This window comes from Nocardioides sp. NPDC127503, from assembly GCF_040302165.1.
GTDB lineage: Bacteria > Actinomycetota > Actinomycetes > Propionibacteriales > Nocardioidaceae > Nocardioides.
Genome location: NZ_JBEORH010000002.1, coordinates 56767 through 81236, shown reverse-complemented (window position 1 = coordinate 81236; position 24470 = coordinate 56767). Strand labels below are relative to the sequence as shown.

Here is a 24470-nt window from a genome sequence, read left to right as displayed (position 1 = left end):
CCATGGACGCCTCGCCAGCGGAGAAGTACGCCGCTTTCAAGCGTGACAAGGACTACCCCGTCTTCCGGGACTTTGCCTCGCTCTACGACTTCGGGCTCGACGACTTCCAGATCGAGGCGTGCAAGGAGATCGAGGAAGGCAAGGGCGTCCTGGTCGCCGCGCCGACCGGGTCGGGCAAGACGATCGTCGGTGAGTTCGCCATCCACCTGGCGCTCGCGACCGGTCGCAAGGCGTTCTACACGACGCCGATCAAGGCGCTCTCCAACCAGAAGTACAACGACCTGGTCAAGCGCTACGGCTCCGACCAGGTCGGCCTGCTGACCGGCGACAACGTCGTCAACGGCGAGGCGCCGGTCGTGGTGATGACCACCGAGGTACTGCGCAACATGCTCTACGCGGGCTCGCACACCCTGATGGGTCTCGGGTTCGTGGTCATGGACGAGGTCCACTACCTCGCCGACCGCTCCCGCGGCGCGGTCTGGGAGGAGGTCATCATCCACCTGCCCGAGTCGGTCTCGGTCGTCTCCCTGAGCGCCACGGTCTCCAACGCCGAGGAGTTCGGCGAGTGGCTCACCACGGTGCGCGGCGAGACGACCACGATCATCGAGGAGAAGCGGCCGGTGCCGCTCTACCAGCACGTGATGGCCGGCCGCCGGATCATGGACCTGTTCGCCTCCTCCGACGTCGACGCGGCGGCCGGGTTCGTCAAGGAGGGCGCTCCGGTGAACGGCGAGCTGATGAGGCTGGCTCGCGACGACTGGGCGGCCGGACGGATGACGGACCGGCGTACGCCCAAGGACAAGCGCAAGGGCAACGGCAACCGGCGCGTGGGCAATGGGCGGCGCGTCTGGATCCCGTCGCGCGTGGAGGTCATCACCGCCCTGCAGCGCGACAACCTGCTCCCCGCGATCAACTTCGTCTTCTCCCGGGTCGGCTGCGACGCCGCGGTGGGCCAGTGCATCCAGGCCAACCTGCGGCTGACCACGCCCGACGAGCGTGACGAGATCATCGCCTACGTCGAGGAGGCCTGCGCCGACCTGCCCGACGAGGACCGCCACGTCCTCGGCTACCACGACTGGATCGACGGCCTCAGCCGCGGTGTCGCCGCCCACCACGCCGGCCTGCTGCCGGCGTTCAAGCAGGTCGTCGAGGAGCTGTTCCTGCGCGGTCTGGTGAAGGCCGTCTTCGCCACCGAGACGCTCGCGCTCGGCATCAACATGCCCGCCCGCACGGTGGTCATCGAGAAGCTCTCGAAGTGGAACGGCGAGGCCCACGTCAACCTCTCGCCGGGGGAGTACACCCAGCTCGTCGGCCGCGCCGGCCGACGTGGCCTCGATGTCGAGGGCCACGGCGTCGTGCTCTGGCAGCAGGGGCTCAACCCGCGCGAGCTCGCCGGCCTCGCCTCGACGCGTACCTATCCGCTGCGGAGCAGCTTCAGGCCGTCCTACAACATGGCGGTCAACCTGGTGCACCAGTTCGGCCGGGCGCGCTCGCGGGAGCTGCTGGAGCAGTCGTTCGCGCAGTTCCAGGCCGACAAGGCCGTCGTCGGGCTGGCCCGCCAGGTGCGCAAGGCGGAGGACGCGCTCGAGGGCTACCAGGAGGCCGCGACGTGCGACCGCGGCGACTTCATGGAGTACGCCGCGATCCGCCGCAAGATCTCCGATGTCGAGAAGTCCTCCTCCCGCGAGCGGCGTGCCGACCGCCGTGAGGAGATCATCGAGTCGCTCTCGAAGCTGAAGATCGGTGACGTGATCGACGTGCCGACCGGCAAGTTCGCCGGCTATGCCGTCGTCCTCGACCCGGGTTTCGACCCCGACGGACCTCGTCCCTACGTGATCACCCAGGACCGGCAGGCCCGGCGCCTGGCGATGATGGACTTCAACGTGCCGATCGTCGCCCAGACCCGGCTGCGGGTGCCGAAGTCGTTCAACGGCCGCAACCCGCAGATGCGCCGCGACATGGCCTCGCGGCTCCGGGAGAAGACCCTCGACCTGCGTCCGGTGCCGTACGAGGGGTCGCCGACCTCACGCAAGGAGCGCAAGAGCTCGGTGGAGACCCAGATCTCCGAGTTGCGGCGCGAGCTGAAGATGCATCCCTGCCACGACTGCCCCGACCGCGAGGACCACGCCCGCTGGGCCGAGCGCTGGTTCAAGCTCTCGCGCGACACCGACACGCTGCGCCGCCGGGTGGAGGCGCGTACGAACACCGTCGCGCGCACCTTCGACCGGGTCTGCGACGTGCTGGTCGCCCTCGACTACCTCGAGGGCGAGACGGTCACCGAGCGCGGCACCCACCTGATGCGGCTCTACTCCGAGATGGACCTCGTCGCCGCCGAGGCGCTCCGCGAGGGGCTGTGGGACGACCTGACCCCCTCCGAGCTCGCCGCCGCCCTCTCGGTGCTGGTCTACGAGGCCCGGCGCTCCGACGACGCCACCCCGCCCCGCCTCCCCGGCGGCCGGGTCAAGGACGTCATCGCCGAGACCGTGCGGCTATGGGGTCAGCTCGACGCCCTCGAGCGCGACCACAAGCTCGACTTCCTCCGCCAGCCCGACCTCGGCTTCGCCTGGGCCGCCTACCGCTGGGCCGAGGGCGACGAGCTCGACGATGTCCTCAGCGAGGTCGAGCTCGCCGCCGGTGACTTCGTCCGCTGGGTCAAGCAGCTCATCGACCTCTGCGGCCAGGTCGCCGACGCCGCCGGCGACGTCCCCCTGCGCCGTACGGCCCGCCAGACCATGGACCTCATCAAGCGCGGCGTCGTCGCCTACTCCTCGGTGGTGGAGTAGCCCCGCTGGTCGAGCCGCCGGAGCCGCTAGGCGGAGGCGTGTCGAGACCAACACAGTCCCATCGAGCGCGACAGGGGCCGTGTTGGTCTCGACACGCTCGGCCGCGGGCGGCCTCGCGGCTCGACCAGCAGGGGCGGGCGTTTGGTCTGTGGCGTAGGCGGTGAAATATGATGGGCGGGTGGATGTCTCTCCGTACGATGCCCTGCTGTTCGTCTCTTTCGGGGGGCCGGAGAAGACCGAGGACGTGGTGCCGTTCCTGGAGAACGTGACCCGGGGGCGGGGGATCCCGCGCGAGCGGCTGGTCGAGGTGGGGCAGCACTACTTCGATCGCGGCGGTAAGTCGCCGATCAACGACCAGAACCGGGCCTTCCTGGCGGCGCTGCGCAGCGACCTGGCGGAGAACGGGATCGACCTGCCGGTCTACTGGGGCAACCGCAACTGGGATCCCTACCTGAGCGACACGGTCGCGCAGATGCGGGCCGACGGGATCAAGCGGGCGGCGGTCTTCGCGACCAGCGCCTACTCGTCCTACTCCTCGTGCCGGCAGTACCGCGAGAACCTCTTTGAGGCGTGCGACAACGCCGGCGGAGTCGACCAGACGCCGGTGCTCGACAAGCTGCGGCGCTACTACAACCACCCGGGCTTCGTGGCGCCGGTCGTCGACGGCGTACTCGCCTCTCTCGAGGACCTGCCCGAGGACGAGCGTGATGGTGCGCGGATCCTCTTCGTGACCCATTCGATCCCGACCTCGATGAACGACAACGCCGGCCCCGACGGCAACGCGTACGTCGCCCAGCACCTCGACGTCGCCGAGGTGATCGCCGAGCAGGTCGCGCAGCGGCGCGGGGTCACCCACGAGTGGGACCTCGTCTACTGCAGCCGCTCCGGCGCCCCGCACATCCCGTGGCTCGAGCCGGACGTGAACGACCACCTCCAGGACCTGGCGGGCGACGACGTACGCGCCGTGGTGATGTGCCCGGTCGGCTTCGTCTCCGACCACATGGAGGTCGTCTACGACCTCGACACCGAGGCCATGGCCACCGCTGAGAAGCTCGGGATCCACGCCCGCCGCAGCCCGACCGCGGGGGAGGACCCGCGCTTCGTGGCCGCCGTACGTGAGCTGCTCCTCGAACGCGCCGCCGCAGAGCGCGGAGAGGCCCCTGAGCGGCCCACCGTGGGCGACCTGGGCCCCGGGCCCGACCGCTGCCCCGCAGGCTGCTGCTTCAACCAGCGCTCGCCGCTGCCGACCCTCTCGGGGGAGGACTCGCCCCAGTACTCCGAGTGATCAGCCGCGGCATAGGGTCGGCCCCATGACAGAGCATCCAGCGTCCCCGCCCGCACCCAAGCCCGGAGACCTGCTCGCGCTCGCGGTGGCGACTGCCCGCGCGGCCGCCGATCTCGTCCGCGAGCGGGCCGCCGGCGTGGTCGAGGTGGCCGCCACCAAGTCCACCGCGACCGATGTGGTCACCGAGGCCGACCGGGACACCGAGGCGCTGATCCGTCGGATGATCTCCCAGGAGCGTCCGGAGGACGCCTTCTTCGGGGAGGAGGGCGAGGAGACGCTGGGCACCAGCGGCGTCCGCTGGATCGTCGACCCGATCGACGGCACCGTCAACTTCCTCTACGGCCTGCCGAGCTACGCGGTCTCGATCGCAGCCGAGTACGCCGGTGAGGTCGTCGCCGGCGCGGTCGTCGACGTGCCCCACGGCACCCTCTACGCCGCCTTCCGGCAGCCCGACGGATCGGCCGCCGCCGTCAAGAACGGCGAGCCCATCGGCGTACGTCAACCCGCCGAGCTCGGGCAGCGGCTGATCGCCACCGGCTTCTCCTACGACGCCGAGCTCCGCCGGGTTCAGGCCGAAGCGCTGGTGCGGCTGCTTCCGGTCGTACGTGATGTTCGTCGCATTGGTTCGGCAGCCCTGGACATCTGCGGAGTGGCCGAGGGGACCCTCGACGGCTACCTCGAGGAGGGGCTGCATCTGTGGGACCATGCCGCGGCCGGCCTGGTGGCGGAGGCCGCCGGCGCTCGATGGGAGGCGACGACCGGGATCGGCGGTCGTCGGTTCGTGATCGTCGCACCAGCCCACGGCTACGATGAACTACGGAAAGCGGCTGTTCAGGCCGGTTTTCTGCCAGTTGACTCGCTCCCGGGTGTCGTACCCGACTGAAAGCCGCTGGTTGATGTAGATCTATGACCGGCCGGGGGCCGGGAAGGTCCCGGAGCCCCGTCGGTACAGCCGCGTTCACCCACCCGAAACTCACTGCTCATCTATACCCGTGATAGGGAATACCGCCAGATGACAGAACGTTTCGGCGACGCGGATCCGGTTGAGTGTGCGAAATCCGCGTTGATGGTGCACAATCACGGGCCGTGCCGCTGCCCTCGGGGGCGCGCGGGGGGACTGAAGATGAGTGAGAAGGGGAGTGGCGCATATGGCGACGGACTACGACGCACCGCGTAAAAATGAAGAGGACCAGTCCGAGGAGAGCATCGAAGAGCTCAAGGCTCGTCGTCACGACAAGAACTCGGGCAAGGTTGACGAGGACGAGGCCGAGGCGGCCGAGTCGTTCGAGCTCCCGGGAGCCGACCTCAGCCATGAGGAGCTCGCGGTCGAGGTCAAGCCGAAGCAGGAGGACGAGTTCACCTGTATGAGCTGCTTCCTGGTTCACCACCGCAGCCAGCTGGCTGACGAAAAGAAGATGATCTGCTTTGACTGTGCGTAGCACAGTCAAAAGCCGCCGAGTCGGCGGGTTTGCATAGCTTGCGCTAGCAAGCGCTCTGTGCAAACGCGCCGACTCGGCGGAAAGCCCGACGCAAGCCGGGCAAAAGGGGAGAAGGCCGCACGGATTCCGTACGGCCTTCTTTGCTATCTCAGGATCTGCTGACTCAGGACCCGTCCTTCTCCAGCTGCTTGGGCAGCCGACCGACCGACTTCACGTAGTAGTTGGCCGCGCGCCGCTGGGCGAACATCCGCGCGAGCGCAACAGTGGCGCCGGTCGCAGCCGACCACAGCACGGCCTCCAGGAGGCGTACGTCGGGGTCGGCGGGGTTGGCCGGAGGCTTGCGTCCGGTGGACGCCTTCCAGCCGGAGGAGAGGACCTTGTTGGTGACCTTGGCGGCCCCGATTCCGCTGACGAGGGCCATGATCGCCCAGACCTTGTCAGCCTTATCGGCTTTGTCAGCCTTGGTGGACTTGGACATACCTCGAGCCTAGGCCATGGCCGGGAGGTTGCCGCTCAGAGACTCGCTCGGAGTGCGTTGACCGTCTTGGCGAGCGCGACCGGGTGCCGGGTGAAGAGCAGCCAGTAGGGCGTCGGGTCGGCCGGGTCTTCGATGGCGACCCGCACCGCGCGCTTGAGGTAGGGACGAAGAAGCAGGTACGCCCTGGCGTCGGCGTCACGCCCGGCCAGGTGATGCGCCTCGGTCTCGTCGAGCGCGACCGCCTCGCCGAGGAAACGCGCCTCGATCCGGGCGGGCCCCGCCCGCAGGACGCCGTCGGCGATCGTGATCTTGGCGTTGCCGTAGACGATCATGGCCAGCGCGAACAGGCCGACGATCGCGGCGGTGATGCCCCAGGCGAGTGCGGCCGGAACCCACAGGATGACCGCGATCCACAGGGTCGCCAGGAACATGACGCCCTGGACCCACCACCGCAGCGGCACGGTCAGTCGCTCGTCGTACGCCGGGGTGCTCACGAATCGTGAGTTTTTCACGTCGGTCAAGGGAGTCACGAATCGGGTGAGCCTCACAGCATCTAAGGTGCGGGTTGTGTCTGATCTCGAAGTAGCCCTGGTCCGTCTCGACGCCGAGCTGCCGCCGCCCGCCTACGCCCACCCGGGCGATGCCGGTGCCGACCTGCGGACGACCGTGGACGTGAGCCTCAAACCGGGGGAGCGCGCCCTGGTGCCGACCGGGATCGCGATGGCGCTGCCCGAGGGGTACGTCGGCCTGGTGCACCCGCGCTCCGGACTGGCCGCCAAGCACGGGCTGTCCATCGTCAACGCCCCCGGCACCGTCGACGCCGGCTACCGCGGCGAGGTGAAGGTGGCACTGATCAACCTCGACCCCGTCGAGGCGATCGAGCTGCGCCGTGGCGACCGGATCGCCCAGCTGGTGATCCAGCGCGTCGAGCAGGCTCGTTTCGTCGAGGTCTCCGAGTTGCCCCACTCAGTTCGTGGCGATGGGGGATACGGTTCTACCGGGGGCTTCTCCAACCGCTGAGGGATCAGTGTTAGATAAGTCTCCTCAGAGACTCACCGCAAACCTGAAAGCAGATGGTCGTGAAGTTCCGCCGCAAGTCCACGCCCTCCCACCGGGGAGAGCCATCTGCACCGGTCGAGGACGGGCCGATGGCCCCCGAGCGGCCGGTGCCGGCAGCTCCTGAGATCGGGCCGTTCGACATCGACTCCGTCCCCGACGGGCTGATCACCGGTGACTGGGTGGACCTCGGTTCGATGATGCTCGCCCCGGCGCCGGGCAAGGAGCTGCGCCTGCAGGTGGACGAGAAGTCCGGGCAGATCGCGGCCGTGATGCTGACCGCCGAGGACGGCGCCATGGAGCTGCGCGCCTTCGCCGCGCCCCGCAACGGCGACCTGTGGACCGAGTCGCTGCCGATGCTGCGCGAGGACGTCCAGCAGCGCGGCGGTGCGACCGCCGACCTGGAGGGTCCGTGGGGCACCGAGCTGATCACCCAGATGAAGGTCAAGCTGCCCGACGGCCAGCCGGCCGTCCAGCAGACCCGCATCATCGGCGTCAACGGCCCGCGCTGGATGCTTCGCGCCACCATGATGGGCCGCCCCGCGATGGAGCCGACCGCCGGCAAGGAGTGGGAGAAGTTCCTGGAGCGGGTGGTCGTTCGTCGTGGTGAGGGGGCCAAGCCGAAGGGCGAGGCCCTCGAGGTGAAGCTGCCGCCCAACGCGCGCCGCGTCGAGAAGTGAGCCAGTAGTGTCCAAGGGTCGGCTGCGCGCGAAGCTCAGTGAGTGGGCCAACACCGGCTCGATCGACGCGAGCGAGATCCGGGCCGCCTATGTCGCCAAGGACTTCGCCTCCATCGCCGACGCGCCCGACCGCGAGCCGGTGCGGCTGCGCGGGACGTTGCGTACGATCACGCTACGACCGCGCGGTGGCGTCCCTGCGCTGGAGGCCGACCTGTTCGACGGCTCCGGCACCCTGACGCTCATCTGGCTGGGACGCCGGCGCATCGCCGGGATCAGCCCGGGCCGGTCCCTGCAGGTGCAGGGCCGCATCGGCCGCACCGATGGCCAGCGCATCATGTTCAACCCCCGCTACGAGCTGATACCGGACCCCAACGAGTGAGCCAACCACACGTGAGCCCCACCTCTGAGACCCCTGCCGACGACGGCCAGGGCGACGAGCACGACCACAACCATCCGACCGTCGACACCGTCGAGGCGGTCGTACGCCGCCAGATGTCCGCCGGGCTGGGCGGTGTGCGCGGGATGCTCGAGGCCGGCGTGCCCGGGCTGGTCTTCACCATCGCCTGGCTGGTGGTCAAGGACCTCAAGGTCGCGCTGATCGCTTCGGCCGCGACCGCGGCGGCCTTCCTGCTGGTCCGGCTCGTGCAGCGCTCGAGCCTGCAGTACGTCGGCAACGCCATCTTCGGCATCCTCATCGGCTTCGCGGTCGTGCGGCTGGCCCAGTCCATGGGCGGCTCGGCAGAGGAGCAGGCGCTGGCCTACTTCCTGCCCGGCATCCTGATCAGCCTCGGCTACACCGTCGTGGTCGGCGGGCTGTGCCTGATCGGCTGGCCGATCTTCGGCTTCTTCATCGGCGTCGCCAGCGGCGATCCGCTCGAGTGGCACCAGGACAAGCAGATCGTGAAGCTGTGCTCGCGGCTGACCTGGCTCTTCCTTGCGCCCGGGGCGATCGGCGCGGCCATCCAGGGCCCGATCTGGTTCCTGGCCTGGAGCGGGACGATCGACCGCGACTGGGCGATCCTCGCCCTCGGCATCCTCCGCACCGGCCTCGGCTGGGCGCTCCGGATCGCCTGCTACGGCACCATGATCTGGCTCCTCGCCCGCAACCACACGCCGGTCCAGCGGGCTCGATGAACCTACGCGGGGCCGTCGTCGCCGGCGCGCTCGTCGCGCTCTCGCTGACCGGATGTGGGAGCCCGACTGCGAGCGGCGGCGGCAAGGAGCCCTTCTCGCTGCCCGTGGGGCCGACCGAGTGGGACGCCACCGCCCCGACCTGGTACGCCGACGGCACCCTGCGTGTGGGGGAGCGGAGCGTCGAGCTCGGTGATCGTGTGGACCAGTTCGTCCTGGGCGCGACCGGCGTCTACTGGATGCGTGGCGGGACGCTGTGGTTCACCAGCGCCGAGGGCGAGACCGAGAAGGTCGAGAAGGTCGGCTGGCGCAACCTGGCGGTGTCTGCGGATCGCTCGGTCTTCGCGACGGTGGACCAGTCGCGCGGCCCGACCGACGAGTTCGGCACCCACGTGCTCCAGGTCGCGGCGTTCGACACCCGCACGGGCGAGCAGCTCTACCGAACGCCTGACGAGGAGCCCGACGGGGACGCGGATCTCGCGGACCTCTACGGCGAGATCATGCCGCTGCTGATCGGGGTCAGCAACGAGCGCCTCTTCTTCGACCGAACCACCATCGATCTCGAGGACGGCTCCACGACACGGGCGAGCGACGGCCCCGACGGGGAGGTCTACGAGGGCCTTGCCGAGACTCTGTTCCCTGATGGCTTCCACGTCTATCTCGAAGCTGAGGGCCGGCGCCGGAAGGTGGCCGACACCTGGCTGTCCGGAGTGGGGCTGCTCTCACCGGACCGCAGCACGATCTTCGACACCACCGAGTGGCCCACCCAGGCGGTTGCGTACGACGCAGCGACCGGGGACCAACGCCCGATCGATGCTCCCTGGGGTCATTTCACGTTGGCCGGGTGGAGCGACGAGGACACGTTCTTCGGCGTCGCACAGCGCATAGACCCGAACGCTGCCAACGTGCTGCGCGCCCAGCAGGTCGTCACCTGCGAGGTGCGCACCCTCGCGTGCACGCCGGTGAGCCCGGTGATCCCGACCGACGACGAGGACCAGGGCCAGTACCCGACCTTCCTCGTCGAGGGCAAGACCAGCGAGCTCTGAGCTCTCGGCTCGGGGTTCGGGATACGGTGCTGCGCGTGGAGCTGCGAGTGGTGAGACCGACGCGCGGAAGCGTGTGGCTCTCCCTGCTCGCCACCCTCGAGATCATGACCGGCGCGGCCCTTGCCCACCTGGCCGCGGGCGGCGCGTTGCCGAGCGCCGGCTGGCTGGTCGCGGCGGCCCTGGCCGTCTTCGGCACCGGCGTGGTGGTGCTGCAGCGCCGGGTCGGGCTCCTCGCCGGTGCTGCTCTGGCCGGCCTGTCCCAGCTGGGTCTCCACGAGGTCTTCGCGGCGTTCGCCGCGGCCCCCGGCGCCGAGCACCATCACGCTGTCGGCACCTCGCTCGGCTCCGCCGACGGCGTCGCGATGCTCCTGGCCCACGCCTGCGCCGCGGTGCTCTCGGTCGTCGTCTGGGTACTGCACCGCAGGGCGCTGGCCGTGGCCGTACGCAGCCTTCCGAGGCCGCGAATCGCACCTGTCGGCCGCCTCCTCGCCGAGGTGTGCCAGATCGTCCCGCGACCGGTCCTGTGGGCTGATGTCTCTCCGCGAAGGGGACCGCCGAGGCCTGCCGGCCTCTGAGATCCCTCTGCGAGCACCACCGGGTGAATCCCGGTGGCTGTCTTGCGTACCCGAAAAATTCGCGAGAAGAGAAACCTCGAATGTCCGTTCCGACCCAGTTCCAGACCGCGTCCCCAACAGAGCCACAGACAGAGGCGCCCGGCGCCAGGCTCGGCTGGTGGCCGACGATCCGCCCGCTCGTGCTGCGGCTCCACTTCTACGCCGGGGTGCTGGTCGCCCCGTTCATCCTGGTCGCCTCGGTGACCGGGCTGCTCTACACGATCGCCCCGCAGGTCGAGCAGATCGCCTATCACGACCTGACCCACGTCACCCCGTCAGGAGATCAGGTGACGCTCGCCGAGCAGGTCGCCGCCGCCCGGGCGAGCCACCCCGATGGCGACATCCTCCGCGTCGACGTGCCGCCCGCCGCCGACCGCAGCACCCGGGTGGTCTTCACCGACGAGACCGTTCCGGCCGACTACGACATGTCCGTCTTCGTCAACCCCTACACCGCCGGCGTGGAGGGCCAGGTACGCAGCTACGGCCAGTGGCTCGGATTCCGGGCGTGGCTCGACGAGCTGCACCGCAATCTCCACCTGGGTGCCTTCGGGCGCCACTACAGCGAGCTCGCCGCGAGCTGGCTGTGGGTGGTGGCCCTCGGCGGGCTGATGCTGTGGATCGGCAAGGGACGCCGAGACCGGCGCGCGCGCCGGCTGGTCGCTCCCGACCCGGCGGCCACCGGACGTTCCCGGGTGATGTCGTGGCATGCCGTCATCGGCGTGTGGGTCCTGCTGGGCGTACTGGCGCTGTCGGTCTCCGGGCTGACCTGGTCACGCTTCGCCGGGGCGAACATCGGCGAGGTGCGTACGGCGCTGTCCTGGACCGAGCCCACACCGGCGACCTCGCTGCACGCCGGCGGCGCCGCGGACGAGCACGCGCACCACGGCTCCACCGAATCGGCGGCACCCGCGGGTGACCCGGATGCGGCCTTCTCCGACGGGGCAGGTGTGGACGGTGTTCTCGCCACCGCGCGGGAAGCCGGGCTGGGCGATCCGCTCTACCTGGTCCCGCCGACCGACGGCGCCAGCGCGTGGACGGCGGCGGAGAACAAGCGCGACTGGCCGACCAGGTACGACGCGATCAGCGTCGACCCCGCCACCGGCGAGATGCTGGACCGGGTCGACTTCGCCGACTGGCCGGTCATGGCCAAGCTGACCGACTGGGTCATCGGCGCCCACATGGGCATCCTGTTCGGCATCGTCAACCAGCTGGCGCTGGCGGCGCTGGCGATCGGCCTGATCGTGATGACCGTGCTCGGCTACCGGATGTTGTGGCTGCGGCGGCCCCGCGGAGCGGGAGGTCTCCGGTTCGGCAAGCCGGTGCCGCGCGGGGCGTGGCGCCGTCTGCCCTGGCCGGCACTCGTGGCGCTCGTCGCGGTCACCGGTGTGGTCGGCTGGTTCGTCCCGATGCTGGGGATCAGCCTGGTCGCGTTCCTGGTGGTCGACGCCGCGCTGGGCGCGGTGCGTCGGCGCAGCTGACTCAGGCGGCGGCGCAGGTCGCGCAGAGGCCGAAGATCTCCACGGTGTGGTTGACGTCGGTGAAGCCGTTCTGCGCCGCCACCTTGTCGGCCCAGGTCTCCACGGCCGGGCCCTCGATCTCCACGGCCTTGCCGCAGCTGCGGCACACCAGGTGGTGGTGATGGGTCGTGGAGGCGTCGCCGCACAGCCGGTAGGTGGACTCACCGTCGGGCTTGTGGATCACGTCGGCGAGTCCGTCGTCGACGAAGATCTGCAGGTGGCGGTAGACCGTGGAGAGGCCGATCTTCTCGCCGTTGGCTCGCAGCGTGGCGTAGACGTCCTGGGCGCTGCGGAAGGTGTCCTCGGCGGCGAGAGCCTCCTTCACCGCGGCGCCCTGGTTGGTTGCGCGCCGCTTGACCTGCTGGGTTGGTGCCATGAGCGACATGTTAGTCGGTATCGGTATGGATCCCGTGTCCAGCAGGGCCGTCGATGACAGGACACGAGACGCCTGTGCCATACTGGGAATGATTCCCAATAAGACGAAAGGCTGCCATGTCACGCACGTGTCAGGTCACCGGAGCCCGCCCAGGCTTCGGCAACAACCGCCCCTGGTCCAAGAAGGCGACCCGGCGACGCTGGGAGGTGAACCTGCAGAAGAAGACCTACTACGTCCCCAGCCTGGGCCGGAAGGTCACGCTGCGGCTCAGCACCAACGCGATGAAGCAGATCGACGTACGCGGCATCGACGCCGTCGTCGCCGAGATGCGCGCCCGAGGGGAGAAGATCTGATGGCCAAGAAGTCCAAGATCGCGGCCGAGGCCAAGCGTCGCGAGATCGTGGAGCGGTACGCCGCGCGCCGGGCCGAGATCAAGGAGCGCATCCGCGCCGCCGAGCCGGGCTCGGCCGAGCAGGCTGAGGCGGTCCGCGCCCTGTCCCGTCTCCCGCGCGACTCCTCGCCCGTACGCCTGCGCAACCGTGACCAGGTCGATGGCCGGCCGCGGGGCTATCTGCGCAAGGCAGGGGTGTCCCGGATCCGGTTCCGCGAGCTCGCGCACAAGGGGCATCTGCCGGGGATCACCAAGTCCAGCTGGTGACTTCGACAAAATCCTAACCGGAACCATTCCGAACCGGCGGGGCGCAACCCGGGCGTCATCGAGCTGTGCTAAACACTCGCTCCATGAGTACGAAGACCCCGGTGCGGGCAGCCGAGAAGTCCGGGTTCCGGCTGGGGCAGACAGAGGTCGTGGCGATCGTCCTGCTCGTCATCCTGCTCTCCCAGCGCTGGCTGCTGCCGCTGCTGGACCACGACCTGTTCAACACCTGGGGCACGATCTTCGTCGCCATCGTGGTGCAGTCGGCTCCGTTCCTGCTAGGCGGCGTGCTGCTCAGCGCCGTCATCTCGACCTTCCTCTCGGAGAAGGCGCTGAGCAAGATCGTGCCCAAGAGCCCGGTGCTCGGCGTCCCGGTCGCCGGCCTCGCCGGGATCGGGCTGCCGGGCTGCGAGTGCGCCGCGGTGCCGGTGACCAACTCACTGATCCGCCGTGGGGTCGCGCCCGCGGTGGCGCTGACGTTCATGCTGGCCGCGCCCGCGGTCAACCCGGCGGTGCTCGTCTCGACCGCGGTCGCCTTCCCCGGCCAGCCGGTGATGGTGCTGGCCAGGTTCCTGGCCTCGATGATCACTGCCGTCGCGGTCGGCTGGATCATGCTCGCCCGCGGCAAGCTGCTGCTCGAGCGGCTGACCAACCTGGGCCGCGACCAGCACGCCCACGAGCGGTCTTTCCTCGGCAATGTCAGCCACGACTTCCTGCACGCCTCCGGCTTCCTGGTGCTGGGCGCCATGCTGGCCGCGGCGGTCAACACCTTCGTACCCCGCTCGGTGGTCAACACCGTCGCCGGTCAGGCGGTGCTGGGGATCGCCACCCTGGCGCTGTTCGCGTTCATCGTTGCGCTGTGCTCGGAGTCCGACGCCTTCGTCGCGGCCTCCTTCACCGCCTTCTCCGACACCGCGAAGCTGGTCTTCCTCGTCGTCGGCCCGGCGATGGACATCAAGCTCGCCTCGATGGAGGCCGGCCAGTTCGGCATGGGCTTCGCGCTTCGCTTCGTACCCTTGGTGATCATCACGGCGGTCGCCTCCGCCGTCGGCATCGGATGGTGGCTGCTGTGACTCGTACAACCCAGGCCCTGGTCGTCGGCTTCCTCGGCGCTGTGCTGCTGCGGCTCTCGTTCGGGGACGGCTATCTGAGGTACGTCACCGGCTGGATGAAGTGGCCGCTGGTCGCCACCGGCGTGGTGCTGCTCGGGCTGACCGTGTGGATGCTGCTGCGTCCCGCGTCTGGGGAGCACGACGGCGAGGACGGCGACGAGCACGACGGTCATGACCACGGCCACAAGGTCCCGGCGATGACCTGGCTGGCGATCGTGCCCGGCGTGATCGTCTTCGTCGCCAGTCCGCCGTCCCTGGGCGCCTACCTCGCCGAGCGACGAGCCGACGACCCGGTCGCGGCGGCCCCCGATGCCGAGATCCTGCCGCTGCCCGCCTCCGACGGGCCGGTCGACGTCGAGGTCGCCGAGTTCATGTGGCGTGCCGGGGTCGAGGACGGCTCGACGATCAAGGACCGCGACGTACGCCTCACCGGCTTCGTCAGCACCGACGAGAACGGCAACTGGTACGTCACCCGCATCGCCATCGCCTGCTGCGCCGCCGACGCGAGCGCCTCGCGGGTGCGGGTGGAGGACTACGACGACGCCCCGGAGCGCGACTCCTGGGTCGCGGTCACCGGCCGCTGGGTCGAGGGCACCGCGCCGGGCGGCAAGTCGGAGACGGCCATCGAGGCCGCCTCCGTCGAGCCGCGCGAGGCGCCGGCCAACACCTACCAGTGAGCGCCCCAGTGAGTCGCCCGAGTGACCCGAGACGCTCCGGCAACCCCGCCCGCCGGGCCGAGGCGCAGCATGATCCGACCTGGCGCGACCGGCTCCCGCACCCGCCGCGTGCGCTGATCATCGGCGTGCTCATCGCGGCCGCGGTCGGCGTCGTGGTGCTCACCCGCGACCTCGGCGGCGGAGACGCTCCGGCAGCCTCTGCCCCCTCGGGTGCGACCTCTTCGGCCGCTCCGGTCGCCGCCGGACCGGTCGCATCCCTGGAGGAGTTCTGCGGCGCCGTACAGACCATGGCGAACGCCCACGCGAACCAGATGTCCACCCCGAACGACGAGAACGAGACCGCGCTGGGCCTGGCGGCGACGAGCCTGCAGTCGATGGGCGTCCCCGAAGGTACGCCGCCGGCCGCCGTCGAGGGCGTCCGGATGATGATCGAGGACGCCCTGCGCACCGGCCGCGGCGAAGACCCGCTGGAGCGCAGCGAGGCCCAGAACCTCGCCTACGAGCGCCTCGGCGAGTTCCTCACCGAGAGCTGCGGCGCCGCCTGACGCCGCCGGGCGATCACCGGCGACGGAGCAGCACCACGGCGTCCTCGAGGGTGGACTCCTCGCCCGACGGGGTGGTCACCGGACGGTGCCGGTGCTCGAGGACGACCGTCTCCCAGCTCTCCGCGGGCAGGTCGAGCTCGGCCAGTTCCTCCTTGGCGTCGAGGAAGTGGTGCTCGTGCGCGGCGGCGTCGGCCCACGGCGGTGCGGCCGCGTGGGAGGTGATCAGGAGGTGTCCGCCCGGGCTCACCAGCTCGGCCGCGCGACGCAGGATGTCGGTGCGCGGCAGCTCGACGGGGGAGTGGAAGAAGCTGGCGGTGACCAGGTCGTAGCTCCCGTCGAGGTCAGAGAGCGAGGAGAGGTCGGAGGCGACGAACCTCGCCTGCTCCTCGGTCAGTCCGGCAGCCCGCGCGGCCTCGCGTCCCCGTGCGACGGCGTTCTCGGAGATGTCGAGGCCAGTGGCTCGCCAGCCCTGTTGCGCCAGCCAGATGACGTCGCCGCCCTCCCCGGAGCCCAGATCGAGCGCCGTCCCGGCCTCGAGGCCGGCGGCGATGTCACCGAGCACCTTGTTGACCTTGCCGGACCAGATCCGGTCGCTGCCGGCGTACCTCTCCTGCCAGAAGTCCACCGCGGCAGGCCCGGCCTGGGCGCGGTCGAAGTCGTCGGTGACCAGGGCCATGTTCACGACGCTGCCGGCCATGGTCCCGGCGCTCATGCTGATCGGGACGTTGGCCATCGGGTTGGAGACGTTGCCGACCGCCCAGATCCGATCGCTGCTGGTCTTGCCGGTCGCGTCGACGGCGAGGAAGCTGCCGACCGGTGAGTCCGCACGCTCGAGGCCGAGGTGGGTCAGGAAGCCGTCGTGCGGGCGCAGGGTGCCGGCGGTGAAGATGGCGCCGACCTCAGTGGTCAGCCCGTCCGCGGTGCGCGCCGCGGTGACCTGGTCGCCCTCGCCGAGGACCTCGGTGACCGGCGACGTCACGAGGGTGATCCCGCGCGAGAGCAGCCGCTGCTCGTCGGCCTCCTCGAGCGGGCCGAGCCCGGCGGTGAAGACGACGACGTCGTCGCTCCACTGCCGGATGAGCTGCGCCTGGTGCATCCCGAGCGGCGAGGTGGTCAGGACCCCGATCCGCCGGTCGCGCACCTCCCAGCCGTGGCAGTAGGGGCAGTGCAGGACGCTGGCGCCCCAGCGCTCGGCCAGGCCGGGGATGTCGGGAAGCTCGTCGGTGACGCCGGTGGCGACGATCGCGATCCGGCCGGTGAGCCGCTCGCCGTCCTCGAGGAGGACGCTCACGCCCTCGTCGGTCTCGTCGAGGCGGGCGACCCGTCCGGGGCGGATCCCGACGTCGTACGCAGCCAGCTCCTCGCGTCCCTTGCGCAGCAGCTCCGCGGGGTCGATGCCCTCGTGGCCGAGGACGCCGTGCATGTGCGCCGCGAAGCGGTTGCGGGGGAGGCCGGAGTCGATCACGAGGGTCCGGCGGCGGGAGCGGCCGAGCATGAGGGCAGCGGAGAGTCCGGCGGCACCGCCGCCGATGACGATTGCGTCGAATTGTTCGGTGTGTTCGGTGTGTTGGGTCATGCCACCAGTTCAGTGGCACAATGAAGGAACGGCAAGGGTTCTTGCGGAAACAGCAAACGGGAGATGGAGCACATGATCGATGAGCTCAAGCAGGTCGGGCCGCGGATCCGGGCGATCCGGCACAGCAAGGGATGGACCCTGGATCAGCTGGCCGCGATGGCGGAGATGTCGCCGAGCACGCTGTCTCGGCTCGAGTCGGGCAAGCGGCAGGCGAGCCTGGAGCTGCTGATCCCGCTGACCCGCCACCTGGGCGTGGGTCTCGACAGCCTGGTGACGCCGTCGGTCCCGGATCCGCGGGTGCGCCGGCCGGTGATCCGCCGCGACGGCATGGAGATCGCGCCGCTGACTCCCGAGGGCTCGCCGGTCAACACCTTCAAGATCACCTACCAGCCGGTGACCGAGGTGCCGGAGCCACGGGTCCACGACGGCTATGAGTGGCTCTACGTCATCTCCGGCAAGCTGCGGCTGCTGCTGGGCGACCGCGACCTGGTGCTGACCCGCGGCGAGGCCGCCGAGTTCGACACCCGGGTGCCACACGCGATCTTCGCGACCGGGTCGCGCCCGGCGCAGGTGCTGAGCATCTTCAACAGCGACGGCGTACGCATGCACACCCACACCGCCGACGGGTGAGTCTGGCCTCGATATGAGCGGGGCCTGATCCTGTGTGTAGAATGAGAACCGTTATCATTAACTACAGCGGGAGGTCCCCATGAAGCAAGGCATCCACCCCGTCTCTGGGCCGGTCGTCTTCCGCGACCGCTCGGCGGACAAGCTCTTCCTGATGCAGTCGACGATCCTCGAGCGTCTCGCCGAGGAGCACGAGCGGGTCACCTGGGAGAACGGCGAGACCTACCCGGTCGTCGACGTCGACGTCTCCAGCGCCAGCCACCCGTTCTGGACCGGACGCGGCCGCGTCGTCGACACCGAGGGACGGGTCGAGCGGTTCAAGCGCCGCTACGGGCGCGGCCGATGAGCGCCCCTCGGCCGCGGTCTCCCCGCAACCTGTCCCGCCCGAAGGTGCCGGTGATCCTGGTGAGCGGGGTCGCGGAGAGCGCGATGCTCTCGGCGACCATCTCGCTCCAGTTCGGCCTCCCCGACGCCGTCATGGTGCGCCACATCATCGACCCCGAGCGCCAGCTCCTCACGCGCGTCGTCAGCGACCTGACCGGCGTGATCGAGCACGAGGAGATCAACCTCGCCCACGCCTGCGTGGCCTGCGCGATCCGTGAGGACATCGTGCCGACGCTCGAGCGCCTCGCCGCCCAGGGTCGTTGGGGGAGCATCGTGGCCTGCCTGCCGGTCGCCGCCGAGGCGATCCAGGTCTGCCGGGTGCTCGCCTGGGCGCCGCGGATGGCTCCGCACATCGCCATCGCAGCGGTCGTCGCGGCGCTCGAGGGCGCGACCGTCGCCGAGGACCTGCTCGGTCCCGACCTCCTCGACGAGCGCGGGCTGGCCACCTCCGAGGACGACCGCCGCGGCGTCGCCGAGGTCGCCAGTGCGATCGTCGAGTACGCCGACGTCGTCAGCATCACCGAGGTCCCCGATCCCGAGGAGGAGTCGCTGGTCGCGACCCTCGCCCGGCCCGGTACGCCGGTGGTGACCGACCCCTCGCTCCTGGACGCCGCCGGCCTGGTCGCCGGTGTGCACCGCCACCACGCGGTGGAGGCCTGGGTCGCGGAGGTGCGCCGCAACGCGCTGCCGCCGCTGCCCGAGGGCGGCGCCTGGCGGCTCGACCTGCGCTCGGAGCGCCCGATCCACCCGGTGCGGTTCCAGGAGGAGCTGGAGGTCCTCGGCGGCGGCCCGCGCCGCTCGCGCGGCTGCTTCTGGGTGCCGACCCGACCCGACGACATCTGCGTCTGGGATGGCGCCGGCGGCCAGGCGAGCGTGGGCTCGACCCAGAAGTGGGGCCGCACCGAACGACTCACCCGGATCGTCGTGATCGGCATCGACGACGAAGCCGAGCAGATCCCGCGGGCCTTCGAGCGCGCCCTGCTCACCGACCAGGAGATCGCCCAGCGCGGCCAGCTCTGGGAGGAGTCCTGGGACGGGCTTGAGGACTGGCTCGGCCCCATCGGCCGCGCCGCCTGAGACCCGCCCCGCAGCAACCACGAGAAGGAGGCCGCCATGGCCGTACCCAAGCGCAAGATGTCGCGCAGCAACACCCGCCACCGCCGATCGAGCTGGAAGGCGACCCCAGTCGCGCTCGTGCCGGTCACCGTCGACGGCCAGAGCTACGACGTACCCCGTCGCTTGGTCCGCGCGGTCCAGCGCGGCTACGTCGACCCCGCCAAGCTCCGCTGAGTCGCTGAAAGGCTCTGCTGAAAGGAAGGCCCTCATGCCCAAACGACCGCCGTCCCCCGTCCGCAAGCGGCGCAAGCCGCTGCTGGCGCCGGACGTGACCTACGTCGACTACAAGGACGTGCAGCTGCTGCGTACGTTCATCTCCGACCGCGGCAAGATCCGCTCGCGCCGCGTCACCGGACTCACCCCGCAACAGCAGCGCGCGGTGACCAAGGCGATCAAGAACGCCCGCGAGGTCGCGCTGTTGCCCTACACGAGCACGAAGGGATAGTCCGATGAAGGTCGTCAACTCCATCCGGTCGCTGAAGAACCAGCCTGGGTCCCAGGTCGTACGCCGCCGCGGCCGGGTCTACGTGATCAACAAGCTCAACCCGCGCCTCAAGGCGCGCCAGGGCTGAGGCAACCGAACGAAGACAACCGAGAAAACGAAGGAAGGGCCGGGTCATGACGACCCGGCCCTTCCTTCTTAGGTGTCCAGGGGACTCAGCCCTTGGCGACCCGCTCCTTGAAGGCGGAGCCGGCCTTGAACGCCGGGCCCTTCGAGGCCGGGATGTTGATCTCGGCGCCGGTCTGCGGGTTGCGGCCGGTGCGAGCCGAGCGCTCGCGCGACTCGAACGTACCGAAGCCAGGCAGCGTGACCTTGTCGCCGTTGGCAACGGCCGCGCTGATCGCCTCGATGGCAGCACCCAGGGCGGCGGAGGCCTGCGTCTGGGTGATCTCGGCCTGCTTGGCGATTTCGCTCACCAGGTCGGTGCGGTTCATGCGATCTCCTTAAATCGTTGATCTGAGCCGCAAAGGTTGACGAGATGCGGCTCGTCGCCAGCGTAGGCCAGACCTGGGGATGTTCCACGTTCACGCGCCCGCGTGTCCCGCGTGGTTACGGGCTCTGCGGGGGTTTGGGGCGCCTTCGGAGGCCCTGTGCGAGCTCAGGTCGATCACCCGGTCCATCCCGGCGAGAGTCTGCGGACGGTGGGAGACGACCAGCATCGTGGCCGGAAGGGTGCCGAGCAGGTCGGTGACCTGCCGCGCGGAGGCCTCGTCGAGGTCGGCGGTCGGCTCGTCGAGCACCAGGATCCGCGGGCGCTGCAGGACGGCGCGCGCCAGCCTCAGTCGTGCCCGCTGTCCACCACTGAGGCGGAGGCCGCCCTCACCGATGTGGCTCTCCGCCGCGACCGTGTCCGCCAGGCCGAGCCTGGCGAGCAGGTCCTCGATCTCGGCATCGGTGGTCGAGGGGCCGGCGATCGCCTCGCGCACGGTGCCGGAGAAGAGCGCCCCGTCCTGCTCGACGGTCGACAGCGCTGTCCGGAGGGCGGCGTCGTCGACAGCCGAGATCGGTACGTGGCCGCCGGCCGGGTCGGTGAGCTCGACGGTGCCGGTGTCGGGGTCCCAGAGCCGGCTGGCCAGCGCCACGACGGTGGACTTGCCCGCTCCCGAGGGTCCGCGGAGGCCGATGTGCTCCCCGGGAGCGATGGTGAGGCCGAACCCGTCGAGCACCCTCCGGTCGTCGTACCCGAAGCCCACCTCGCTCATCCTGAGGCCGAGCGGTCCGTCGGGTAGGGGCGCCTGCGGGGTTTCGCGGGTGAGCACGGATGGCCGGGCGAGCTCGGTGCCGACCCGGGCGGCGGCCGCACGCAGCGCGGGCAGGCGAGCGCAGGTTGCGGCGGCGTCGGCCACCGGGGCGACCGTCGCGAGCGCGAGGACGACCAGGGCGGCGACGTGCTCGGCGGCGACGCCGCGACCGAGGACGCTGACCAGCACGCCCACGCCGGCGAGGGTCACCGCCGCCTCGCGTGCGCCGGCGAGCACGCGATGGGTGGTCTCGAGCCGGCCCGCGGCGCGGGCGGCCTCGGCGCCGGTCTCCCTGATCTGACGGCGGACCGGTTCGTGGATGCCGTAGCCCAGCACCTCACGGAGGCCGCCGAGCACGTCGACGACCCGGTCGGAGAGGGCGCCGGTCGCCTCGACGACCTCCTGCCCGAGCGTCTCCAGGCGGCGCCGGCCGAGCGGGATCGTCGAGAGCACGAGCGCGAGCGCCGTGAGGGTGACCAGCGCGAGCGTGGGCTCCACGACGGTGAGGAGGACCAGGCCGAGAAGGGCGTTGACCGCCGCGGCGACGAGCTGAGCCACGGTGTGGGCGTAGAAGAACTCCAGGCGCTCGGTGTCGGCCATCGCGGTCGAGGCGGCGCGGCCGACGTTCTCGCGACGCCTGGTCGGCAACGCGACCGCGTAGCGGTCGAAGAGCGCCATCCGGAGCCGGGCGAGCACCCGGAACGCGAGGGCGTGGGAGGCATCCATCTCGCCCCAGGTCAGCAGCGCCCGGAGGATCACCAGACCGGCCAGCAGGGCCCAGAACCAGCCCGGCGGTGCGCTGCGGAGCACGACGGCGTGCCCGACGGCGGCGGCGAGCAGCACCGAGATCGCGCCCAGGCAGACCTGGCTGACGACCACCAGCACGATGGTGGCGACGATGGCGCGTCGCTCGCCGCCGAGATGATGGAGCAGGCCGGTGAGGGGGCGGGCTGGGGCGGTTGGCGCGGTCATACGTGGCTCCCGTCGAGCAGCGGGGTCAGTCGGCCGTGGGTGAGCTCGAGGACGCGCTCGACCCCGTCGAGCGACTCCTCGCGGTGAGCGACGACGATGACGATGCGGTCGGCGGAGAGCCGTGCGAGCGTGGCGGTGACGGTGCGTGCCGAGACCGGGTCGAGGGCGCTCGTCGGCTCGTCGGCGAGGAGTACGGGCCGGTCCGAGAGGACCGCCCGGGCCAGCGCGATCCGCTGGCGCTGACCACCCGACAGGCTCGCTCCGGCGCTGGCGATCGGGGTGTCGAGACCGGTGGGGAGGCTGCGTACCTCCTGCTCGATGCCGGCCGCGGCGCACGCCTCCCACAGGTCGGTGTCGTTCGCGTCCGGGCGGGCGACCCGGAGATTCTCGCGGACGGTTCCCTCGAAGAGCACGGGGCGCTGCGAGACCACCGCCACATCGGACGTACGCACCGGGCGCCCGTCGAGCAGAACCCGGCCGCCGCTGGGGGAGAGGTGGGTGAGGACCAGGTCGAGGAGGGTGGTCTTCCCGGCGCCGCTCGGGCCGACGACGGCGGTGACGGTGCCGGGCTCGAAGCGCTCCCGGACACCATCGAGGATCGGTGGCCCGTCGGGGTAGGAGAACGAGACGTCGTCGAGGACGAGTGCCGCCGAGGGTGACACCGTCCGGTCCGCCTCGGCCGGGCCGCTCGACGGGGTGTCGTGGTGCCCGCCGACGCCGAGCCTGCGGAGCGCCGGGACGGCGGAGGTCCCGAGATAGCCCGCGTGCCAGGCGCCGGAGAGGTCCCGGATCGGCCGGAAGACCTCGCTCACCAGCATGAGCGCCAGGTAGAGCTCGGCCGGCGGCACCCCTGTCCCGGTCACGCTCGCGACCAGCGCGAGTCCGGCAGCGGCGACCGTGCCGCCCTGGACGGCGAGGTCGATGAGCGCGGTGTCGAGCAGCGACGTACGCATCACCCTCACCGTCGCACGGTGCAGCTCCTCGCTCCGCCGGGCCATCCGGGCGCGGGTCCTGTCCACCTGTCCGAGCAGGCGCAGCGTCGCCATCCCGCGGAGGGCCTCGAGCAGGTCGGAGCCGAGGCCCTCGTAGGTGTCCCAGTGATCGTCGGAGCGCCGCCGCATGAGCCGCTTCCACAGCAGCGGAGCGGTCAGTGCGCCGGCCGCGGCCAGCCCGGCGGCGACACCGGCGAGCGGGTGGACGAGGACCAGCAGGATCGTCACCACCGGGATCAGCACGAGGGCTTGGGCGAGCGCCGGCAGGTAACGGGTGACGTACGCGTCGACCCCGTCGACCCCGTCGACGAGCGCCGTCCGGAGGCCGCCGTCTCGCCGTCCGGGGTCGTGCAGCGCCTCGGGGACCAGGACGCCCCGCAGCGCCTCGTCCCGCACCCCGAGGCGTACGTCCTCACCCAGCCGTGCCGCGGCGGTCGCCTGCACCCAGGACAGCAGCCAGCGCACCGCCACGATCCCGGCGATCCACAGCGCTGCCGCGACCGCACGATCGTCGTCGCGGTCGACCACGGCGAAGAGCCCTTGGGCCAGGGCATAGGCCTGAGGGAGGTAGGTCGCGGTCACGAGGACCTGCAGCCCGACGGTGGCCGCGGCAGGGGCGGGATGTCGCAGCGCGGTGCGCAGAAGCAGCTTGTCGACCATCATGCGGTGGATCCGTTCTCGAGGATGGCGATGGCATGGACCAGCGGATGCGCAGCCATCGGACGCGTGCAGAACCCGGAGACGGCGCGGACGCCATGGCCCCGGGCGGTCAGGGCGTAGCTGTGCCGGGCGGCCTCGCGATGGAGCTGCCACAGCCGGGCGTACCCAACGGCGTCGAGCCGCGGAGGGCGCGGCCAGCCGATGACGTGGTCGGCGCCGAGCACCCAGGACTGGCCGCTCTGCCGCGCGGCCTCGGCGACGTGCCGGTGGGCGGGGCTGAGGTCACGACGCTCGTGGAAGCGATCCAGAGCGGGGCTGCGCCGTGAGCAGATCGCGGCGGAGGCGACCTCGTCGAGCTGCGGGTCGAGGGGCAGCCTGATCCGGGCAAGGGCGATCTCGGGCACGAGTGCGCGCTCGAGCCACCACGCGACCTGTGCCGCTCGGGGCAGGCCGAGCGCTCGACGGGCGGTGGCGAGGTCGGACCAGTCCTCGGGCAGGTAGGCGTCCGGGATCAGCAGGAGAAGCGCTTCGAGCGCGTACGCCGCATCAGCGACCCACAGCGGCCACGCCCGGTGACGGTAGCGGCCGAAGGTACGTCCCGGCTGGACCGTGAGGACGATCTCGACGTGGTCCGTTGCGGCCTGTCCCGGTCGGGGCTCGGACCGGCGGACGAGCATCTCGGCCGACGGTTGGTAGACGTAGCGACCCGGGCCGAGCGGCCGCGCACGGCCGGGAGGCACCACCAGGTGCCACTGCACGGGGTAGGAGCCACCCGCTGAGGGGACCGCCCGGCGCGGGATCGTCGTCGGGGTCCCGTCGGGGCGCGGATGGTGACCCCGTGCCCGCCAGAGCCGGTGGATGGCCGTCGCCGCCGTGCCGCTGATCTCGACGAGCTCGCCAGGCCAGCTGTTCTCACGTGGCCCCGGAGGCAGCGGATCGCCCGGAAGGTCGGGGGAGAAGGCGGTCTCGAGGAGCGCGATGCTCGAGGTCATGTCGCGTCCCCGGG

30 protein-coding genes are annotated in these 24470 nt (G+C 70.7%); 22 read left to right on the top strand and 8 right to left on the bottom strand.

The genetic code is table 11. The features are described 5' to 3' along the window. Positions 1–2: 2 nt before the first annotated feature. The 4 genes from ABTW65_RS04385 to ABTW65_RS04370 all read left to right on the top strand — a co-directional run bounded on the left by ABTW65_RS04385 (position 3) and on the right by ABTW65_RS04370 (position 5507). Positions 3–2783 (top strand): DEAD/DEAH box helicase, encoded by a 2781-nt coding sequence (locus ABTW65_RS04385; RefSeq protein WP_350658720.1) that lies wholly within the window; start codon positions 3–5, stop codon positions 2781–2783. Between the two features lie 178 nt (positions 2784–2961). Beyond that, positions 2962–4068 carry a ferrochelatase gene (locus tag ABTW65_RS04380; protein ID WP_350658719.1) on the top strand — a complete coding sequence of 369 codons (1107 nt, stop codon included), beginning with the start codon at positions 2962–2964 and terminating at the stop codon, positions 4066–4068. Positions 4069–4093: 25 nt separating this feature from the next. After that, complete coding sequence (locus ABTW65_RS04375; protein ID WP_350658718.1) at positions 4094–4951, top strand: inositol monophosphatase family protein; 858 nt, start codon at positions 4094–4096, stop codon at positions 4949–4951. 265 nt (positions 4952–5216) lie between these two features. Further along, on the top strand, positions 5217–5507 hold the full coding sequence (locus ABTW65_RS04370) for a DUF4193 domain-containing protein (protein WP_040755057.1): 291 nt from the start codon (positions 5217–5219) through the stop codon (positions 5505–5507). 163 nt (positions 5508–5670) lie between these two features. Here ABTW65_RS04370 and ABTW65_RS04365 read toward each other — a convergent pair whose 3' ends face one another. Both ABTW65_RS04365 and ABTW65_RS04360 read right to left on the bottom strand, forming a co-directional pair. Continuing rightward, complete coding sequence (locus ABTW65_RS04365) at positions 5671–5985, bottom strand: DUF4235 domain-containing protein (RefSeq protein ID WP_350658717.1); 315 nt, start codon at positions 5983–5985, stop codon at positions 5671–5673. Positions 5986–6020: 35 nt separating this feature from the next. Next, positions 6021–6479 carry a DUF3093 domain-containing protein gene (locus ABTW65_RS04360; protein WP_350658716.1) on the bottom strand — a complete coding sequence of 153 codons (459 nt, stop codon included), beginning with the start codon at positions 6477–6479 and terminating at the stop codon, positions 6021–6023. Positions 6480–6552: 73 nt separating this feature from the next. Between ABTW65_RS04360 and dut the strand changes: the two genes are divergently transcribed. The 7 genes from dut (at position 6553) to ABTW65_RS04325 (ending at position 11990) form a co-directional block, all read left to right on the top strand. Then, a complete protein-coding gene (gene dut, locus ABTW65_RS04355; RefSeq protein WP_350658715.1) occupies positions 6553–7005 on the top strand; it encodes a dUTP diphosphatase in 453 nt (150 codons plus the stop codon). A gap of 53 nt (positions 7006–7058) precedes the next feature. After that, positions 7059–7721 carry a DUF3710 domain-containing protein gene (locus ABTW65_RS04350; protein ID WP_350658713.1) on the top strand — a complete coding sequence of 221 codons (663 nt, stop codon included), beginning with the start codon at positions 7059–7061 and terminating at the stop codon, positions 7719–7721. A gap of 7 nt (positions 7722–7728) precedes the next feature. After that, positions 7729–8100, top strand: coding sequence for an OB-fold nucleic acid binding domain-containing protein (locus ABTW65_RS04345; RefSeq protein WP_350658712.1), 372 nt, complete (start codon positions 7729–7731; stop codon positions 8098–8100). An 11-nt stretch (positions 8101–8111) separates the two neighbouring features. Next, positions 8112–8855, top strand: coding sequence for a DUF3159 domain-containing protein (locus tag ABTW65_RS04340; protein ID WP_350658711.1), 744 nt, complete (start codon positions 8112–8114; stop codon positions 8853–8855). Beyond that, complete coding sequence (locus ABTW65_RS04335) at positions 8852–9898, top strand: hypothetical protein (protein ID WP_350658710.1); 1047 nt, start codon at positions 8852–8854, stop codon at positions 9896–9898. Before ABTW65_RS04340 ends, ABTW65_RS04335 begins: the two co-directional genes overlap by 4 nt. A 35-nt stretch (positions 9899–9933) precedes the next feature. After that, positions 9934–10473: a cell division protein FtsQ gene (locus ABTW65_RS04330; protein ID WP_350658709.1), complete on the top strand. Its 540-nt coding sequence runs from the start codon at positions 9934–9936 to the stop codon at positions 10471–10473. A gap of 80 nt (positions 10474–10553) precedes the next feature. Continuing rightward, on the top strand, positions 10554–11990 hold the full coding sequence (locus tag ABTW65_RS04325; RefSeq protein ID WP_350658708.1) for a PepSY-associated TM helix domain-containing protein: 1437 nt from the start codon (positions 10554–10556) through the stop codon (positions 11988–11990). A gap of 1 nt (position 11991) precedes the next feature. On the opposite strand, the gene ABTW65_RS04320 is transcribed toward ABTW65_RS04325, so the two are convergent. Further along, positions 11992–12405, bottom strand: a complete 414-nt coding sequence (locus ABTW65_RS04320) for a Fur family transcriptional regulator (RefSeq protein WP_350658707.1) — start codon at positions 12403–12405, stop codon at positions 11992–11994. A gap of 116 nt (positions 12406–12521) precedes the next feature. Here ABTW65_RS04320 and rpmB point away from each other — a divergent pair, with 116 nt between their 5' ends. From rpmB to ABTW65_RS04295, 5 genes are all read left to right on the top strand, one after another. Next, positions 12522–12758 (top strand): 50S ribosomal protein L28, encoded by a 237-nt coding sequence (rpmB, locus tag ABTW65_RS04315; RefSeq protein WP_350658706.1) that lies wholly within the window; start codon positions 12522–12524, stop codon positions 12756–12758. Then, positions 12758–13063, top strand: coding sequence for a 30S ribosomal protein S14 (rpsN, locus tag ABTW65_RS04310; RefSeq protein ID WP_350658705.1), 306 nt, complete (start codon positions 12758–12760; stop codon positions 13061–13063). Before rpmB ends, rpsN begins: the two co-directional genes overlap by 1 nt. 83 nt (positions 13064–13146) lie before the next feature. Beyond that, positions 13147–14133 (top strand): permease, encoded by a 987-nt coding sequence (locus tag ABTW65_RS04305; RefSeq protein ID WP_350658704.1) that lies wholly within the window; start codon positions 13147–13149, stop codon positions 14131–14133. After that, a complete protein-coding gene (locus ABTW65_RS04300) occupies positions 14130–14849 on the top strand; it encodes a TIGR03943 family putative permease subunit (protein ID WP_350658703.1) in 720 nt (239 codons plus the stop codon). Before ABTW65_RS04305 ends, ABTW65_RS04300 begins: the two co-directional genes overlap by 4 nt. An 8-nt stretch (positions 14850–14857) precedes the next feature. Continuing rightward, a complete protein-coding gene (locus tag ABTW65_RS04295; RefSeq protein WP_350658702.1) occupies positions 14858–15394 on the top strand; it encodes a hypothetical protein in 537 nt (178 codons plus the stop codon). A 13-nt stretch (positions 15395–15407) separates the two neighbouring features. Here ABTW65_RS04295 and ABTW65_RS04290 read toward each other — a convergent pair whose 3' ends face one another. Then, on the bottom strand, positions 15408–16970 hold the full coding sequence (locus ABTW65_RS04290; protein ID WP_350658701.1) for an FAD-dependent oxidoreductase: 1563 nt from the start codon (positions 16968–16970) through the stop codon (positions 15408–15410). Positions 16971–17042: 72 nt separating this feature from the next. On the opposite strand from ABTW65_RS04290, the gene ABTW65_RS04285 reads away from it, so the two are divergent. The 6 genes from ABTW65_RS04285 to ykgO all read left to right on the top strand — a co-directional run bounded on the left by ABTW65_RS04285 (position 17043) and on the right by ykgO (position 19669). After that, complete coding sequence (locus tag ABTW65_RS04285) at positions 17043–17600, top strand: helix-turn-helix domain-containing protein (RefSeq protein WP_350658700.1); 558 nt, start codon at positions 17043–17045, stop codon at positions 17598–17600. 79 nt (positions 17601–17679) lie between these two features. After that, on the top strand, positions 17680–17943 hold the full coding sequence (locus ABTW65_RS04280) for a type B 50S ribosomal protein L31 (protein ID WP_350658699.1): 264 nt from the start codon (positions 17680–17682) through the stop codon (positions 17941–17943). Beyond that, the gene (locus tag ABTW65_RS04275; RefSeq protein ID WP_350658698.1) at positions 17940–19058 is read left to right on the top strand and encodes a GTP-binding protein; all 1119 of its coding nucleotides are present in this window, start codon (positions 17940–17942) and stop codon (positions 19056–19058) included. Before ABTW65_RS04280 ends, ABTW65_RS04275 begins: the two co-directional genes overlap by 4 nt. A 36-nt stretch (positions 19059–19094) precedes the next feature. Then, positions 19095–19271 carry a 50S ribosomal protein L32 gene (rpmF, locus tag ABTW65_RS04270; protein ID WP_350658697.1) on the top strand — a complete coding sequence of 59 codons (177 nt, stop codon included), beginning with the start codon at positions 19095–19097 and terminating at the stop codon, positions 19269–19271. A gap of 34 nt (positions 19272–19305) precedes the next feature. Then, entirely contained in the window at positions 19306–19542 is a 237-nt protein-coding gene (gene rpsR / locus ABTW65_RS04265; RefSeq protein ID WP_141804807.1) for a 30S ribosomal protein S18, read from the top strand. 4 nt (positions 19543–19546) lie between these two features. Further along, positions 19547–19669 carry a type B 50S ribosomal protein L36 gene (gene ykgO / locus ABTW65_RS04260; protein ID WP_045547214.1) on the top strand — a complete coding sequence of 41 codons (123 nt, stop codon included), beginning with the start codon at positions 19547–19549 and terminating at the stop codon, positions 19667–19669. 85 nt (positions 19670–19754) lie between these two features. Here ykgO and ABTW65_RS04255 read toward each other — a convergent pair whose 3' ends face one another. The 4 genes from ABTW65_RS04255 to ABTW65_RS04240 form a co-directional block, all read right to left on the bottom strand. Continuing rightward, positions 19755–20033, bottom strand: a complete 279-nt coding sequence (locus ABTW65_RS04255; protein WP_350658695.1) for an HU family DNA-binding protein — start codon at positions 20031–20033, stop codon at positions 19755–19757. Between the two features lie 90 nt (positions 20034–20123). Further along, on the bottom strand, positions 20124–21812 hold the full coding sequence (locus ABTW65_RS04250) for an ATP-binding cassette domain-containing protein (protein ID WP_350658694.1): 1689 nt from the start codon (positions 21810–21812) through the stop codon (positions 20124–20126). Continuing rightward, entirely contained in the window at positions 21809–23467 is a 1659-nt protein-coding gene (locus ABTW65_RS04245) for an ABC transporter ATP-binding protein/permease (RefSeq protein ID WP_350658693.1), read from the bottom strand. Before ABTW65_RS04245 ends, ABTW65_RS04250 begins: the two co-directional genes overlap by 4 nt. Continuing rightward, positions 23464–24456 (bottom strand): nitroreductase family protein, encoded by a 993-nt coding sequence (locus tag ABTW65_RS04240; protein ID WP_350658692.1) that lies wholly within the window; start codon positions 24454–24456, stop codon positions 23464–23466. Before ABTW65_RS04240 ends, ABTW65_RS04245 begins: the two co-directional genes overlap by 4 nt. Positions 24457–24470: the final 14 nt, after the last annotated feature.